15 protein-coding genes are annotated in these 16316 nt (G+C 71.3%); 6 read left to right on the top strand and 9 right to left on the bottom strand.

Translation table 11 applies throughout. From position 1 onward, the window contains the following. Positions 1-63: 63 nt before the first annotated feature. Positions 64-903 carry a glutamate racemase gene (murI, locus tag EDF63_RS12565; RefSeq protein ID WP_123313634.1) on the bottom strand — a complete coding sequence of 280 codons (840 nt, stop codon included), beginning with the start codon at positions 901-903 and terminating at the stop codon, positions 64-66. Between the two features lie 155 nt (positions 904-1058). Here murI and EDF63_RS12560 point away from each other — a divergent pair, with 155 nt between their 5' ends. Next, positions 1059-2309: a nicotinate phosphoribosyltransferase gene (locus EDF63_RS12560; protein WP_395872065.1), complete on the top strand. Its 1251-nt coding sequence runs from the start codon at positions 1059-1061 to the stop codon at positions 2307-2309. Between the two features lie 104 nt (positions 2310-2413). Here EDF63_RS12560 and EDF63_RS12555 read toward each other — a convergent pair whose 3' ends face one another. The 3 genes from EDF63_RS12555 to EDF63_RS12545 form a co-directional block, all read right to left on the bottom strand. Continuing rightward, positions 2414-2674 (bottom strand): DUF3039 domain-containing protein, encoded by a 261-nt coding sequence (locus EDF63_RS12555; RefSeq protein ID WP_123313364.1) that lies wholly within the window; start codon positions 2672-2674, stop codon positions 2414-2416. Between the two features lie 62 nt (positions 2675-2736). Beyond that, positions 2737-4308 carry an ABC transporter permease gene (locus EDF63_RS12550; protein WP_123313363.1) on the bottom strand — a complete coding sequence of 524 codons (1572 nt, stop codon included), beginning with the start codon at positions 4306-4308 and terminating at the stop codon, positions 2737-2739. After that, on the bottom strand, positions 4284-5594 hold the full coding sequence (locus EDF63_RS12545) for an ABC transporter ATP-binding protein (protein WP_260233098.1): 1311 nt from the start codon (positions 5592-5594) through the stop codon (positions 4284-4286). Before EDF63_RS12545 ends, EDF63_RS12550 begins: the two co-directional genes overlap by 25 nt. Before the next feature lie 298 nt (positions 5595-5892). Here EDF63_RS12545 and EDF63_RS12540 point away from each other — a divergent pair, with 298 nt between their 5' ends. The 4 genes from EDF63_RS12540 (at position 5893) to EDF63_RS12525 (ending at position 8645) form a co-directional block, all read left to right on the top strand. Beyond that, positions 5893-6588, top strand: a complete 696-nt coding sequence (locus EDF63_RS12540; protein ID WP_111085011.1) for an NTP transferase domain-containing protein — start codon at positions 5893-5895, stop codon at positions 6586-6588. 44 nt (positions 6589-6632) lie between these two features. After that, positions 6633-7457 (top strand): ABC transporter permease, encoded by an 825-nt coding sequence (locus EDF63_RS12535; RefSeq protein ID WP_395871959.1) that lies wholly within the window; start codon positions 6633-6635, stop codon positions 7455-7457. After that, positions 7457-8227, top strand: a complete 771-nt coding sequence (locus EDF63_RS12530; RefSeq protein ID WP_123313362.1) for an ABC transporter ATP-binding protein — start codon at positions 7457-7459, stop codon at positions 8225-8227. The genes EDF63_RS12535 and EDF63_RS12530 overlap by 1 nt, the downstream gene beginning before the upstream one ends. A gap of 115 nt (positions 8228-8342) precedes the next feature. Beyond that, entirely contained in the window at positions 8343-8645 is a 303-nt protein-coding gene (locus EDF63_RS12525) for a hypothetical protein (protein ID WP_123313361.1), read from the top strand. A gap of 17 nt (positions 8646-8662) precedes the next feature. On the opposite strand, the gene EDF63_RS12520 is transcribed toward EDF63_RS12525, so the two are convergent. The 5 genes from EDF63_RS12520 to EDF63_RS12500 form a co-directional block, all read right to left on the bottom strand. After that, positions 8663-9895: a hypothetical protein gene (locus EDF63_RS12520; RefSeq protein WP_123313360.1), complete on the bottom strand. Its 1233-nt coding sequence runs from the start codon at positions 9893-9895 to the stop codon at positions 8663-8665. 48 nt (positions 9896-9943) lie between these two features. Then, a complete protein-coding gene (locus tag EDF63_RS12515) occupies positions 9944-10885 on the bottom strand; it encodes a glycosyltransferase family 2 protein (protein ID WP_260233097.1) in 942 nt (313 codons plus the stop codon). Then, entirely contained in the window at positions 10882-11703 is an 822-nt protein-coding gene (locus EDF63_RS12510) for a CDP-alcohol phosphatidyltransferase family protein (protein WP_123313359.1), read from the bottom strand. The genes EDF63_RS12515 and EDF63_RS12510 overlap by 4 nt, the downstream gene beginning before the upstream one ends. Positions 11704-11708: 5 nt before the next feature. Next, a complete protein-coding gene (locus EDF63_RS12505) occupies positions 11709-12752 on the bottom strand; it encodes a glycosyltransferase family 2 protein (RefSeq protein WP_123313358.1) in 1044 nt (347 codons plus the stop codon). A gap of 183 nt (positions 12753-12935) precedes the next feature. After that, complete coding sequence (locus EDF63_RS12500; protein ID WP_260233096.1) at positions 12936-14915, bottom strand: S1C family serine protease; 1980 nt, start codon at positions 14913-14915, stop codon at positions 12936-12938. Between the two features lie 191 nt (positions 14916-15106). On the opposite strand from EDF63_RS12500, the gene EDF63_RS12495 reads away from it, so the two are divergent. Further along, positions 15107-16309 carry an aminotransferase class I/II-fold pyridoxal phosphate-dependent enzyme gene (locus EDF63_RS12495; protein WP_123313357.1) on the top strand — a complete coding sequence of 401 codons (1203 nt, stop codon included), beginning with the start codon at positions 15107-15109 and terminating at the stop codon, positions 16307-16309. Positions 16310-16316 lie beyond the last annotated feature (7 nt).

Here is a 16316-nt window from a genome sequence, read left to right as displayed (position 1 = left end):
GGTCCGGCCGGGAGGCGCGGTGCGGTTCGACGGAGCGGGCGGCGGCGAGCGGCTGGTCGCCGCTCAGGCCCGCCCACGGGGCAGCGTGATGGCGCCGGTCTCGAGGTGGCCGACGCGGACGATCTCGGGGCCGAGGAACCGGCGGGCGAGCCGCAGGAACCCGTCCTCGTCGTCGCCGGTCGACTCGAACGAGTACGTCGGAGCGGTCGTGGTGGTGCGTTCGAGGCCGTGCTCGACGAGCCGGCGGTAGACGTCGCTCGCGGTCTCCTCGGCACTCGACACCAGGGTGACGTCCGGGCCCATCACGTACTGGATGGCGGCGGACATCAGCGGGTAGTGGGTGCAGCCGAGCACGAGCGTGTCGACGTCGGCGGTGCGGATCGGGTCGAGGTACCCGGCGGCGACCTCGCGCAGTTCCGGTGACGAGGTGTCCCCCGCCTCGACGAACTCGACGAACCGCGGGCACGCCGCCAGGGTCAGGGTGACGTCCGAGGCCACCGCGAAGGCGTCCTCGTAGGCGCGCGACGCGATGGTGCCGACCGTGCCGATGACGCCGATGCGCCCGGTCCTGGTCTGCTTCACGGCGGCGCGGGCGGCGGGCTGGATGACCTCGACCACCGGGATGCCGTACGCCTGCTCGTACCGTTCGCGGGCGTCGCGGAGCACGGCGGACGACGCCGTGTTGCAGGCGATGACGAGGGCCTTGACGCCCTGTTCGACCAGGTCGTCCATCACCTCGAGCGCGTAGCGGCGGACGTCGGCGATGGGCTTCGGGCCGTACGGCGAGTGCAGGGTGTCGCCGACGTACCGGATGCTCTCGCGCGGCAGCTGGTCGATGATCGCGCGGGCCACCGTGAGCCCGCCGACCCCGCTGTCGAAGACTCCGATCGGTGCATCCGTCACGGTGACCAGCGTACCGACGCACGCTGCGGACGTCGGGACCGGCCACCTGCGCGCCGTGGGCCGCGCGCCCGAGCCCATCCGGGCCTCCCCACCGGCACGCCACTAGTGTCGACAGCGTGACCAGCGCGCTCCTGACGGACCAGTACGAACTCACCATGGTCGACGCGGCCCTGAAGGACGGGACCGCCCACCGGCGCTGCGTCTTCGAGGTGTTCGCCCGGCGGCTGCCCGACGGCCGCCGGTACGGCGTGGCCGCCGGCCTCGGGCGGTTCCTGACCGCCCTCGGCGACTTCCGCTTCGGCGACGACGAGATCGGGTTCCTGCGCGACCGCGGGGTCATCGACGCGGGCACCGCGTCGTTCCTCGCCGACTACCGCTTCACCGGCGACGTCCGGGCGTACCGCGAGGGCGAGGTGTACTTCCCGAACTCCCCCATCCTGCAGATCGAGGGCACGTTCGCCGAGGCCGTCGTGCTCGAGACGCTCGCCCTGGCGGTGTTCAACGCCGACTCCGCCATCGCCTCGGCGGCCGCCCGCATGGTCTCCGCCGCCGACGGCCGCCCGCTCGCCGAGATGGGTTCGCGCCGCACCGGCGAGTGGAACGCCGTCGCAGCCGCGCGAGCCGCCTACATCGCCGGCTTCGGCGCGACGAGCAACCTCGAGGCCGGCCGCACCTGGGGCATCCCGACGATGGGCACGGCCGCGCACGCGTTCACCCTGCTGCACGACTCCGAGGAAGCGGCGTTCCGTTCGCAGCTCGACGCCCTCGGCAACGGCACGACCCTGCTCGTCGACACGTACGACATCGAGCAGGCCGTCGAGACCGCCGTCCGGCTGACCGACGGCAAGCTCGGCGGTGTCCGGATCGACAGCGGCGACCTGCCGTCCGTCGTCGCGGCGGTCCGGGCGCAGCTCGACCGCCTCGGCGCGACGGGCACGAAGATCACCGTCACGAACGACCTGGACGAGTACACGATCGCCGCGCTCCGGGCCGCCCCGGTCGACTCGTACGGCGTCGGCACCTCGGTCGTCTCCGGCTCCGGACACCCCGCGGCCGGCATGGTCTTCAAGCTCGTGGCGCACCAGTCCACCGACGGCGACGACTGGGTCGCCGTGGCGAAGAAGTCGGCTGACAAGGCCTCGATCGGCGGGCGGAAGGAAGCCGGGCGTCGCCTGCGCAACGGTGTCGCCACGGCCGAGGTCGTGCTGACCGCCGGGCAGGTCGGCCCCGACGAGCGCCCCCTGCTCGTGCCCGTCGTCACCGGCGGCGAGGTGGACCCGGCGTTCCTCGGGGTGCAGGGCGTCGAAGCCGCTCGGGCGCACCACGAGCGTGCCAAGGCCGAGCTGCCCGCGGACGCCGCGCGCATCGGTCGCGGCGACCCCGCGATCCCGACCCTGGTGATCTGAGCGGGCTGCGGCTGCGGCTGCGGCTGCGCATCGCTTGGTGAGCAGAAATGGTCGGGTCCCCGCAGGCGACCCGACCATTTCTGCTCACGATGCGCGGGCTGCGTCTACTCGGCCTTCATCTTCTCGTAGATGGCCTTGCAGTCCGGGCAGACCGGGAACTTCTCCGGGTCGCGGCCCGGGATCCACTTCTTGCCGCACAGTGCCTTGACCGGCTTGCCGGACATCGCCGACTGCAGGATCTTGTCCTTCTTGACGTAGTGCGAGAACCGCTCGTGGTCGCCGGGTTCGATCGCTTCGTCTTCGAGGAGCTTCTCGAGCTCCCGGTCCATCACGTCGAGGCCGCCGCCTGGTTCCGTCATGCTCATGGGTCCAGGGTACGACGGTCTGCGCGCGGGCGCGCTGCGCTCTCTGCGCGTGCTCCGGAACGCTAGTTGCGCTGCGCCGCCGCCAGCAGGTCCGGTCCGCGTCGGTCGAACAGCCGACCACCCGCGACGATCCCGGTGACGAGCACGACCGCGCCGACCCCGATGCCGACGGAGAGCGTCAGCATCGACCACGGCTCGGCGCCGCGGACGAAGGCGAGCACCGCGAGCCACGCGGCCGGGACGGTGCAGAGCACGATGCCGATCACCATCATCGACTGCGCGACCGTCGCCGTCACCCCGGCGGCCTGCGGCTGCTGGAACGGGTGGTCCCCCGGCCGCACGGTCGGGTAGGGCAGCAGGACGGACACGACGCTCGACAGCCCGAGTCCGGACAGCAGCGCGCTGGCGCTCACGCCGATCAGGAGCGGGAACGCCGTCCAGTCGGCGAACAACCAGGCGGACAGCGCCGAGCCGGCCACGATCGCCGGCGCACCGACGACGAGCACCGGGACGACGCGGCCCAGTCGGTCGCTCCACCCGGGAGCCCCGGAGGCGACGTGCAGCCACACCGCGGTGTTGTCGTACGAGACGTCGTTGTGCGGCAGGAACCCGGCGATCAGCGCCATCAGCGGCAACGGCACGAGCGCCGTCCAGTGCCACGGCACGCCGGCGACCCCGAGCGGGATGACGACGAGCGGGACGAACAGGATGATCAGGTACGAGGTGCGGTACCGCGGGTCGCGGACCCAGTAGGTCAGGGCGCGGGCGGCGACGGCGGCGACCGGGGTCGACCCGAGCCGGTCGAACCAGCCGAGCCCCTGGTACCGCCGGGTCCGGGTGCGACCGTCGACGGTGTCGAGCGCGCGACCGACGAGCGCCCACCACGCCCAGGTCAGCAGGGCGACGACGGCGATCGCGACGAGCAGCTTGAGGAACCCGGTCCCGACGTGGCCGCTGGCGACCTCGGCGGGCACGGCCCAGGCGGCGCCCCACGGCGTCCACCCGGCGACGTCCGCGACGCGCTGCATCTCGGCGCCCTCGGGGTCGAGCCAGTCGACGCGGAGCAGCAGCGACACCGTCGGGATCGCGAGCACGATGATGACGAGCGCGACGAGCCAACCGGCGTCACGGGACCGGTGCGGACCGATCAGCCGCGAGCCGACGGTGCAGCACACGCGGACCAGGAGCGCGCAGGTGGCGATCGCCAGCAGCCCGCCGACGACCGCGAGCACTCCGGTACCGGCGTCCCGCGCCCAGACCACGGACTGTGCGACCGCCACGACGACGACCCCGATGACGGGGATGCCGATCAGCCCGGCGAGGACGAGGCCGACCGCGAGCGTGCGTCGGCCGATGCCGAACACCGCGAAGCGCCGCGGGTCGAGCTGGTCGCTCCGGCCGACCACGAGCGGGACGACGGTGAACGCGAACGTGATGAGCGTGCCGACCGGCACGGTGACCGCTCGGGCCGTGTCGGGGTCCGCCGACCGCAGTGCGACCGTCTGCGTCGCGACGAAGACGGCGGCGAGGAGTCCGACGAGACTGCCGAGCACGACGAACACGGACCGGCGGGCGCTGCCGCGGACCTCGCCCGCGAGCAGGTCGGCCCTCAGCCGGAGAAGCTGTGCAACCATTCCATGCTCTCTGCCACGACGCGGCCGCCCGCGAGTTCGACGAACTTGTCCTCGAGGCTCTTGCGGCCGCGCACCTGGGCCATCGTGCCCGAGGCGAGCACCTTGCCGCCGACGATGATGGCGACGGAGTCGCACGTGCGCTGGACGAGCTCCATGGAGTGGCTGGAGAGCACGACCGTGCCGCCACCGCGCGTGTACCGGCGCAGGATGTCGGTGATGGTCGCGGCACTCACGGGGTCGACCGACTCGAACGGTTCGTCGAGCACGAGGACCCGCGGCGAGTGGATGAGGGTGGCGGCGAGGGCGATCTTCTTCGCCATGCCCACCGAGTAGTCGGCGACCTGGCGGCCGAGTGCCTCGCCGAGCCCGAACGCCTCGGCCAGGTCGGTGCTGCGCTCGCGCGCGGTGGCACCGTCGAGGCCGCGCAGGGTGGCCGAGTAGTAGAGCAGCTGCGCGCCGGTGAGTCGGTCGAACAGCCGCAGGCGGTCCGGCAGCACGCCGAGGCTCCGCTTGGCGGCCGTGGGGTCGGCCCAGACGTCGTGGTCGAGGACGGTGACGGAACCGGCGTCGGGACGCAGCAGTCCGGTGATCATCGACAGGGTGGTCGTCTTGCCGGCGCCGTTGGGGCCGACCACGCCGAAGATCGAGCCCTGACGGATCTCGAGGTCGACCTCGTCGACGGCGAGCGTCTGCCCGTACCGCTTGACGAGGCCGTTCGCGGCGAGCACGACGGGCTGCTGCTTCTGCGGGGCCTTCGGCGCAGTGGCCCGGGGGGCGCGCTTCTTGGCGGCGGGGCCGGTCGCGGAGCCCGCCTCCGCTGCGCCCGTCTCCGGTGCATCCGCCTCGTGCGCGGCGGTCACCGGTGCGTCCCCGGTCGCGTTCGTCGCGGACGTCGCGTCGCTCGCGGTCGGACCGGGAGGCACGGTGCCGGTCGCGCCGTCGGCCTTCGCCGGTCGCTTGGTGCGCTGCTTCGTGGTGCGCGCCTTGGCGGGTCGGGCGCCGGTGGTGGTCGTCGGGGCCGCTGCCGCGGCACGCGCCGCCGGACCGGGTGCGGCAGCCGACTCCGGCTCGGTGGTCGTGGGGTCGGTGGTCGTGGTGTCGGTGGCCGTGCTGTCGTCGGTCATCTCGTCATCAACGGAGGCGTCGCGCGCATCCGGTTCCCCCATGTCGTCGTCGTCGGCGTCGTCCCCCGCCGCGGCGTCACGCTCGTCGGCGTCGCTCGCTTCGGTCATCCAGGCAGCGTCGGTCGTGGCGTACACGTCCTCGTTGTCTGCTCCGGCGGCCATCGCCCAACCGTACCAACGCTCTCCGGACAGCGGGGAACGGCATGCTCCAGTGTCACGAAATGAGTACGAAGCGCCGCTGACCTACCCCTTGAGCGGGTGTTTCCGTATCATTCACCAGGGCACGAAGGAGTGTTCACCACTTGGAAACCTGCTCCGGCGGGCTCTCCGACACCGCACAGCGGCAGGCCCGACGGGCCCGCGGCGTCTGGTTCTCGGCGAACTCGGACGTTCCGCGAGCAGACTCGACGAGGCCCGCCCGTGCCCCAGGGCGCGCGGGCGGACACCAGAAGGGACCAGCATGACCACGCAGATCGTGATCCTCGCAGCGGGGATGGGGAGCCGTCTCGGCCGCAGCCTGCCGAAGCCGCTCACGGAGCTCAGTGACGGCCGCACCATCATGCAGCAGCAGTTCGACAACATCCGCGCCGCGTTCGGTTCGAGCGCCCGCGTGACGATCGTCGTCGGCTACAAGTCGGAGCACATCGTCGAGGCCTTCCCCGACGCGTCCTTCGTCTACAACGAGTCCTACGACTCCACCAACACCTCGAAGAGCCTGCTCCGCGCCCTCAAGGCGACCGGCAAGAGCGGTGTCCTCTGGATGAACGGCGACGTGGTCTTCGACCCGATGGCGCTCGTCCGTGCGGCCGACATGATCGACGAGGACCACTCGTTCGTCAGCGTCAACACCGACAAGGTCTCCGACGAAGAGGTCAAGTACACCGTCGACGCCGAGGGCTTCATCCACAAGCTCTCCAAGCAGGTCGTCGGTGGGCTCGGCGAAGCCGTCGGCATCAACTACGTCTCGGCGAACGACAAGCAGGCGCTCATCCGCCAGCTCGGGCGCGTCGACGACCAGGAGTACTTCGAGGGCGGCATCGAGGCTGCCATCGCCGAGGACGGGCTACGCTGGTCCCCGATCGACATCTCCGACCTGTACGCGGTCGAGATCGACTTCGCCGAGGACCTCGAGCGCGCGAACAACCTGTTCGCCTGAACCTCCGTCAGGACCCCTTCGGCGGTTCCGCCCGAAGGGAAACCGTGACCACAGCGAGCGCGCCGACCGTGACCGCGGCTGCCGCACCAGCGGCGACCCGGAGCGCCGGTCGGCGCTATCGTCATGCCCTCTGGTTGCTGACCGTCCGCGACCTGCGGGTCCGGTACTCGACCTCGGCGCTCGGCTACGTCTGGTCGATCCTCGACCCGCTCGTCATGTCGGCGATCTACTGGTTCGTCTTCACCCAGGTGTTCCACCGTGGTTCCGTCGGCGAAGACCCGTACATCGTCTTCCTGCTCTCCGCACTGCTGCCGTGGATGTGGTTCACGGGCGGCGTCTCGGACTCCACGCGGGCGTTCATCAAGGAGTCGAAGCTCATCCGCTCGACGACGATCCCCCGCACCATCTGGGTCGCGCGGATCGACGCGTCGAAGGGCATCGAGTTCCTGCTGAGCCTGCCGGTGCTGGCCGCGTTCGCGATCGCGACCGGTGCGCACCTGCACTGGCAGGTCGTCTTCTTCCCGTTGGCGATCGTGCTGCAGTGTGCGCTCGTGTACGGCCTCGGCCTGATCGTCGCCCCGCTCGTCGTCTTCTTCCGCGACCTCGAGCGCGCGACCAAGCTCGTCCTGCGGTTCCTGTTCTACGCATCGCCGATCATCTACGGCACGAACGCGCTGCCCGACGCCCTGCGCCCCATCGCCGCGGTCAACCCGCTCACCGGCATCTTCGGGATGTACCGGGCGGCGTTCTTCCCGAGCCAGCTCGACTGGTTGGAGGTCGGCGCATCGGTGGTCATCACGGGCATCGTCCTGGTGATCGGCTTCGCGGTCTTCCGCCGGAGCGAACACCGCGTGCTGAAGGAGCTGTGATGACCGCCACCGACCAGACCCGACGCACCGAGACCGTCGCCCCGGTGATCTCCGTGCGCGACGCCGGCATCTGCTTCAAGCGCAACCGGCGGGCGAGCCGCAACTTCAAGGACCTCTTCGCCGGACGAGGACGCCGCAAGCGCGCCGACGAGTTCTGGGCCCTCCGCAACGTGTCGTTCGACGTCCGCCCCGGAGAGGCGATCGGCGTCGTCGGGCGGAACGGTCAGGGCAAGTCCACGCTCCTGAAGCTCGTGGCCCAGGTGATGCTGCCGGACGAGGGACGGGTCGACGTCGGCGCCGGTGTCGCACCGCTCATCGAGATCACCGGTGGCTTCGTCGGCGACCTGTCCGTCCGCGACAACGTCTACCTCACCGCCGGCCTGCACGGCATGTCGCGTGCCGAGATCCGCGCCGCCTTCGACGAGATCATCGCGTTCGCCGAGATCGCGGACTTCGTCGACACCCCGTACAAGCACCTGTCGAGCGGCATGAAGGTACGCATCGCCTTCGCGGTCATCTCGCGGCTCGACGAACCCGTCATCCTGGTGGACGAGGTCCTCGCCGTCGGCGACAAGGCCTTCCGCGAGAAGTGCTACAAGCGGATCGAGGAGCTCCTGGCCGGCGGCCGGACGCTGTTCTTCGTGTCCCACAGCGACAAGGACCTGCGCCGCTTCTGCGACCGCGGCCTGTACCTCGACAAGGGCCGGCTGCAGCTCGACGGCACCATCGAGGAAGCCCTGGCGCAGTACTCGGCCGACTACGGCGTCTGAACGGCTGGGGCACTCCCCCTCCACAACCCGGGCACCACGCTCCCCCTCCACAGCGACGGGGCCCGCGCGCCACACCAGGGCCCCACCGTCGGACCCTCCCCCTACCGTTCCACCCATGCACCACCCAGCACCCGCGTACGCCGTCCCGTTCACCATCGACCGCTCGCAGGCCCCGCGCCGTTACGACCTCGTCAACACCGGGGACGAACCGGTCGACGGACTCACCCTCACGCACCTGGGCACCGGCTACAGCCCACCACTGGCGGTCCGCCGGCTCGAGCCCGGTCGACACCTGTCCGTCGCCGTCTTCGGCGCCGATCCGCAGGACACCGGCGTCGTCATCGTCCGCTGGCGTCGCCCGGACCGGTCCGAGTACCTCTGGCGGATGTCACTCGTCGGCCCCGGCCTGCACCCGTGACCACGTCGAGACGGGGGTCAGCGCTCTCCGCGCTCGGCGGCGACGGTGCGCCAGCGCTCGAGCAACCACTCGACGGCGGCGTGGAACCGGGCCGTCGCGGCGCCGGGCGTGGTGTCGCCGAAGTACTGCGCCACCCAGTGCTGCAGCTTGGCGAGCTCGGCGGCGTCGCCCACGGCTGCGTCGATCCGTGCGAGCACCGACGACGCATCGCCCGCGGTCAGCCAGTTCGCGTCGCTCAGGTACCCGCGCTCGTCGACGTCGGCCTCCGGCGACACCGGCCGGGTCACGATGAGCGGCTTGCCGACCGCCAGTCGGTCGTAGATCATCGCGCTGATGTCGGTGATCGCCACGTCGGCGTCCGCCAGCTGCCAGCCGAGTTCCCCGCCGGTGTCGTGGACGTGGTGGGCGGACGGGTCGGCCGTGTTCGCCGCCGTGATCGCCGCGACGATGCGCTCGTGCGCGGCGCGGTAGGTCGGCTCGAGCACGCCGCTCCGCGGGTGGGGTCGGTACACCAGGCGGTGCCGGGGCGATGCGAGCACCTGCTCGGCGATGGTGGTGCCGTGGGACGCGATCGACCCGTAGGCAGCGGCGCCCCGGTCGCCCTCCCACGTCGGCGCGTACAGCACGACGGTGCGTTCGTCGTCGGGGTAGGGGGCAGCGCCGGCGAAGTGGTCGGCCTGGGGACGACCGATCGCGATGGTCCTGGCGTCGAGGTCGTAGTCCCACAGGGCCTCGGCGAGCCGACCACGCGCGGCGTCACCCGCGATCAACGCGTAGTCGTACGCCTTGAACTGGTTCGTCGTCATGTACATCTTGTCGCTCTCGCCGTGGTTGACGAAGACGTGCCACATGCGCCCGTACCGCATCATCTGGAAGTTGCGGGCGTTCTGGTTGACGTACAGCACCACCTTCGGCGCCTGCGTCTCGACGAAGTGCTCGAGGTCGACGACCTGGCGGGCGTACACGGCGGGGACGGGCGACTCGTCGATCAGCGTCGTCATCGTGCCGGGGCTGCGCGCGATGATCGCGACCGGGTGGGTCTTCGCCAGTTCGGCCAGCGGTGCGTACCACTGGCGCACCTGGTACATGTTCACGGGGCCGTCGGCGAAGTACACCGCGATCTCGATCGTGCCGGGTGCCGGCACCGCGACCGAGGGCAGACGACGCGCGAGTTCGCGGCGGCTCCGGCGCGAGGCGAGCAGCCGCTGGGCCAGGCGCACTGCGGTCCGCAGGTCACTGGTGATCGGCATGCTCTGTCTCCCGTTCTGCGGTGGCGGTGGCGGTGTGGGTCGGGGTGGTCAGACGACCGGCGGGCGGCCGGCGATGGTCATCCGTGCGACCGTCAGCCAGCTCATCGGCCGGGTCGGTCCGCAGTCGGTGGTCCAGCCCTCGCGGATCCCGGCGAACCACGTCGCCAGGCGTCGCGGGTGCCGCCACCAGCGTGCGACCTGGATCACGGCCCACGAGCCGACGTACAGCGGCCGGAGCGGCGCCGGCAGGTTCCGTCGGGCCAACCAGACGCGGTTGCGGGCGTTCAGGCGGTAGTACTCGGTGTGCCGCGCCGGGTCGATGGCCGGGTGGTGGGCGACCAGGTCGCCCGCGTACCAGGCACGTCGACCGGCGTCCCACACCCGCCACGCGAGCTCGATGCCCTCGTGGGCGTAGAAGTACTCGGCACCCCAGCCACCGACGACCCGGTAGACGTCCATCGGCAGCACCACGGCGCCCTCCCACACCGAGAACACCGGCGACGAGTGGTCCGGCTCACCCTTGCGGATGCGCGGGACCCAGCGACGCGGGTTCGCGGCGCCGGTCGGGTCGACCACGCGTGGCTGGAGCAGTCCGAGCGAGGGGTCGCGCTCGAACCGGGCGACGGCGTCCTGCAGGAACGTCACCGACGGGATCGAGGCGTCGTCGTCCAGGAAGAACACGTAGTCCCCGTCGACGATCTCCGCGCCGGCGTTCCGTCCGGCCGGGATCCCGAGGTTCTCCGGCAGCGCCAGCGTCCGGACCCCGTCCGGCAGACCGGTCGGCTCCCAGCCGTTGCCGACGCAGACCACGTCGAGCTCGACGCCCTGCTGCGCGAGCACACTGTCGAGCCCGCGGCGGAGGTCCTCCGGCCGGGTGCCCTGCGACAGGCTCACGACGGCGACGCGCGGCCGCCCACGGTGCTGCGGGACCGCATGGCGACGCACCGTCCCCGGCGTCACCGGGTCTGCGGTCTCCGCGTCGTCGGTCATGCCTTGACCCGCTTCGACGCGATGATCGCCAGGAAGTGCCCGACGGTCGCCAGCACGGCGAGGGGCAGCAGCGCACCGACCAGGATCCGGCTGGCGAGCGTGTCGCCGATCGCCAGTCCGATGAGCGCGAACAGGAACGCCAGCATGCTCAGCTCGACCGAGTGGTACAGGCGGTGGAACGGCAGGAACCGGGCCAGGCGGCGCAGCGAGGCGAGCTTCCGGCCGGACGGCGCCGTCGAGGCGTCGCGTCGGTCGACGAGCTTGTCGAGCCCCGCGTTCGCGCGGGCGACGTGCACCATGTCGTTGAGTGCCTTGTTCAGAACGATGACCAGACCGAGGGCGCAACCGATCGTCGTCCACATCCAGTCGGCGCCGTGGATCGGCCAGGTGGCCGCACGGATGCCCAGCGCGACCGGGATCAGCCCCTCGGTCGTGTAGTGCCCGACCTTGTCCAGGAACACCCCGGCGGGCGACCGGGTGCCACGCCACCGGGCGACCTCGCCGTCGCAGCAGTCCACGAGCATCTGCAGCTGCCCGAGCACCAGGGCGAGCGCTGCGCCCCAGATGCCCGGGATGAGCAGGGCCGCGGCGATGCTCCACCCGACCAGGATCATCAGACCGGTCACCTGGTTCGCGCTGACGCGGGTCTTCAGCAGCACCCAGGTCAGGTACGGCGAGACGTCGCGCAGGTACAGCGACGCCGTCCAGTGCTCGGCGTTGGCGCGGGCACGGACCTCGTCCGGCTGGGCGACGGCCCGCAGCTCGGCGATCGACGTCGGGCGTGCGGATCCGCGGCCGGGGGTGGCGTGGTCGGTCATGCGTGTCACCGTCCGGTGTGGGTGGTCAACTGGGAGGTGCGGGTGAGGAACCCGATGACGAAACCGAGCCCCCAACCCACGTGGATGCAGGGCAGCACCACGAGCAACCAGAGGAAGGTCGCCACCCCGGACCGACGCGCGACGGCGACCGACCCGACGATGACGAAGAGCAGGTACACGGCGGGCACGGCGAACCCGAGCAGTGCCCAGGCGACCGGGCTGCCGAGGGCCGCACCGATGATGCCGACGATGCCGGCGAGGATCCCGACGGCCATCGCCGCGACCATCGCCGGTGGCACGAAGTACCGCAGGCCGTTGTTCGCGGGGAACCGGCGGGCGAGTTCCCCGCGCCACAACCCGGTCGCGACGAACTGCCGCACCAGGCGCTTCAGGCTCGGTCGCGGGCGGTAGGTGACGACCAGCTCGGGGGTGAACCAGACGGTGCCGCCGGTCTGGCGCAGGCGTCGGTTGAGCTCCCAGTCCTGACCACGCTTGATGCCCTCGTCGAACAGGCCGACCTCGAACAGGCGGTCGCGACGGAACACGCCGAGGTACGCCGTCTCGGCGGGGCCAGCGGTCCCGCCGACGTGGTGCGGGGTCCCGCCGAGCCCGACGCGGCTGCCGTACGCCAGCGCGACGGCCCGCTCGAACGGGCTGCGGCCCTCGGCGCGCATGATGCCGCCGACGTTGTCCGCGCCGGACTCGAGCAGGGTGCGGACGGCGATGCGCGTGTAGTCCGGCGGCAGGACCGAGTGTGCGTCGACACGGACCACGACGGGGTGCACCGACGCCCGGATCGCGACGTTCAGACCCGCCGGTGTGGACCCGACCGGGTTGTCGATCGCCCGGATGCGCGGATCGGCCGCACTCATCTCGGCGACGAGCTCGTTCGTGCCGTCGATCGAGGGGCCGAGCGCGAGGATGACCTCGAACACGCCGGAGTAGTCCTGGTCGAGCAGGCTGGCGACCGCAGCGCGGACCTCGGTGACCTCGTTGAGCACGGGCATCACGTACGAGACGCCCGGCAGGGGCTGTCCGTCTGTCTGCATGCGTACCTCGGGGTGCTGGCTGGGTGCACGGGACGCACCGGGGCGGTGCCGCCCCGCAGAGCGACCATGAGCCTATCAAGACCCGAACCCGGAACCTGCGGTGCGCCCGCGACGCGGCCCGCAGACGGACGGGAGGCCCGGCGCACGTCGTGCACCGGGCCTCCCGTCCTGTCCGTGGTGGCGTCAGCCCTTGCTGTCGTACGTGCCCAGGGTCACGTCCGCCTCGTGGGACTGGCCGTTCCGGATGTAGCTGATCGTCGTCGACGCGCCGCCCGCGAAGTAGCGGACCTGCGCCGTCAGGTCGGTCGCGTCGGAGACGGTCGCCGAACCGATCTTCGTGACGACGTCGCCCTTCTGCAGACCGGCCTTCGCGGCCGCCCCGCCGGACGAGACCGACTTGATGAGGGCACCCATCTGGGTCGCGCTCGCGTCTTCGGATGCATCGCCCACGGTCGCGCCGAGCAGACCGTGCGTGGCCGAGCCCTTGTCCTTGATCTCGTTCGCGACGCGCTCCACCAGGTTCGACGGGATCGAGAAGCCCACGCCGATGCTGCCGGCCGCCGAGTCCGACGACGACGAGCTGCCGGCCGACGCGATCGCGACGTTGATGCCGATCAGCTTGCCCTTCGCGTCGAGCAGCGCACCACCGGAGTTGCCGGGGTTGATCGACGCGTCGGTCTGGATGACCGGCAGCGAGACCGTCGTGTTCGCGGACGAGCTGCTGCCGTTGTCGCCGTTGCCCCAGAAGTCGAAGGGACCGCTGCCGCCGTTGCCGCCCTCGTTGGAGTCGCCGCCCTCGCTGGGAGCGCTCGACGTGACCTGGATGCTGCGGTTCAGGGTCGAGACGATGCCGTCCGTGACCGTGTTCGACAGGCCCAGGGGCGCACCGATCGCGACCGCGGTGTCACCGACGTTGAGCTTCGACGAGTCGGCGAACTCCATCGGCTTGAGGTCGGTCGCGTCGATCTTGATGACGGCGAGGTCGACCGTGGGGTCGGTGCCGATGAGCTTGCCCGCGTAGATCTTGCCGTTCGAGGTCGTCACCGTGATGCGGCCGTTCGAGCTGTCGCCGTCGAGCGTCACCACGTGGGTGTTCGTGACGATGTAGCCGTCCTTGCTCATCACGACGCCCGAGCCGGTCCCGGCCTCGCTGCTCGCCGACACGTTGATCGTCACGACCGACGGTGTCGCCTGTGCCGCGACCGCGGTGACGACGGTCGCGGAGTCGTAGTCGTTCACCGTCAGGTTGCCGCCCTGCGACGATCCGGGCGACGAGGTGACCGTGCCACCCTGCGACGACCCGGCGAGCCAGCCGGCACCGCCGCCGACCAGACCTGCCACGACCAGTCCGGCGATGATCGGCAGGACGAGCTTGCTGCGGCCCGAGCGGGTGCCGGCGGCGGTCGAGGCCGCGCCGGAGGCACTGTCGTCGAAGTAGTGGCCGTTGCGCTGGTTCGCGCCGTCGACGTCGCCGAAGGCGCTCGTGGCGGACTGCGGCGCCTGCGCCGATGCGGTCGCGTACTCCGACGAGGACGCGGGGGCCGCGGCGGAGGCCGGCTGGGCGTACTCGCCGTACCGGGGCTGACCCGCGGTCGGCTGCTGGCCGTACTGCGGCTGCTGGTTCTGGCCGTACGGGGACTGCTGGCCGTACTGGCTCTGCTGGTTCTGCTGGTTCTGGCCGTACTGCGACTGCTGGCCGTACTGGCTCTGCTGGCCGTACTGCGACTGCTGGCCGTACTGGCTCTGCTGGCCGTACTGCGACTGCTGGCCGTACGGGCTCGTCTGGTCGGCCGCAGGCTGCTGCCCGTACTGGGACGCCTGCCCGTACGGCGAGGTCTGCTGTCCGTAGCCGGTCTGCTGCTGGCCGGGGCCGCGCTGCTGGTCACCGGAGAGCGTCGGGTACGGAGCCGTGTAGCGGTCCGTGGGGTGGTCGGTCGCCGACGGGATCACATCGGTGTGGTCGGCGCTTGTGGCGTCGTCGGACGGAGCCGTGTGCGGCGTTGCGGCGTCGGACCGCTCGGCGTCGTTGAACTGCTCGGAGTCGTTCGGCATCGACGTGTTCCCCTTCGTGGCCGCTGCGGCGGCGTCCTCGCTGGCGGCAGGCGATGCCGCATCGTCCGGACGGCGTTCGTCGCCCTGCCCGTTGGGCGTGGTGTCGGTCATGCTGGACGTGCTCCTTTCAAGCTCGTGCAGTCTGTCGCAACCACCTGAGCGGTGCTTCTGGCGACGCTGGAAGCATCCTCTGCCGATCTTATGCGTGGGCTGTGGGTCCGTCCCCGGATCGCCGTCGGACGGCCAGCTAGGTTGGGGTCCGTTCAGCGCGACACGTCGTCGCCGTCACCGGAGGGAACCACATGCGGCAGGCAGGACCCTGGTTGCGAGCAGCCGAGGGAGCGATGCTCCTGGGACCGGACGGCATCCCCGCGCCCACCGTCTTCGCCGAGATGAGCGCCCTCGCCGCGAGCACCGGAGCGATCAACCTCGGGCAGGGCTTCCCGGACCAGGACGGCCCCGCCGAGGTGCTCGAGGCCGCGGTCCGCGCCATCCGGGACGGCGTCAACCAGTACCCGCCCGGACGCGGGACGGCCGACCTCCGCACCGCCGTGGCCGAGCACCAGCAGCGGTGGTACGGCCTCGACGTCGATCCCGAGCGCCAGGTCCTGGTCACCGCCGGCGCCACCGAGGCCCTCGCGGCGACGCTCCTCGCCCTGGTCGAACCGGGCGACGAGGTCATCACGTTCGAACCGTTCTACGACGCCTACGGCGCGCTCGTCCGGCTCGCGGGCGGCACCCACGTCACGGTGCCCCTCACGGCCCCCGACTTCCTGCCGGACGAGGACACCCTGCGGGCCGCGTTCACCGACCGCACCCGTGTCGTCCTCGTCAACACGCCGCACAACCCGACCGGCAGGGTCCTGCCCGACGAGGTCCTGCGCACGATCGTGGAACTCGCGACCCGGTACGACGCCGTGATCGTCACCGACGAGGTCTACGAGCACCTGACGTTCACCGTCCCGCACACGCCCATGGCCACCCTGCCCGGAGCCGCCGAACGGACGGTGTCGATCTCGAGCGCCGGCAAGACCTTCAGCACGACCGGGTGGAAGATCGGGTGGCTGACCGCTCCCCCGACGCTCGTCGACGCGATCACGACGGTGAAGCAGTACCTGACCTTCGTCAACGGGGCGCCGTTCCAGCCGGCCGTCGCCGTGGGACTGCGGTTGCCCGACGCCGTCTTCGCCGGGATCGCCGCCGAACTCGCCGCCAAACACGAACTGCTCGCCTCGGGGCTCCGGTCAGCGGGCTTCGACGTGATGCGCCCGGACGGCGGGTACTTCGTGATCGCCGACACCGCGCCGCTCGGGTACGACGACGCGCGGGCCTTCTGTCTGGAGTTGCCCGCACTCGCCGGGGTCGTCGGCGTGCCGGTGTCGGCGTTCGTCCGACCGGACCACGCCGCGGGCTACCGGTCGCTCGTGCGGTTCGCGTTCTGCAAGCGGCGCTCGGTCCTCGAGGACGCCGCTGACCGCCTGGCACGCCTCCACGCGCCGTCCTGAGCCCGAT

This window comes from Curtobacterium sp. JUb34, from assembly GCF_003755065.1.
Taxonomy (GTDB): domain Bacteria; phylum Actinomycetota; class Actinomycetes; order Actinomycetales; family Microbacteriaceae; genus Curtobacterium.
This window is presented reverse-complemented; position numbering and strand designations above follow the sequence as displayed.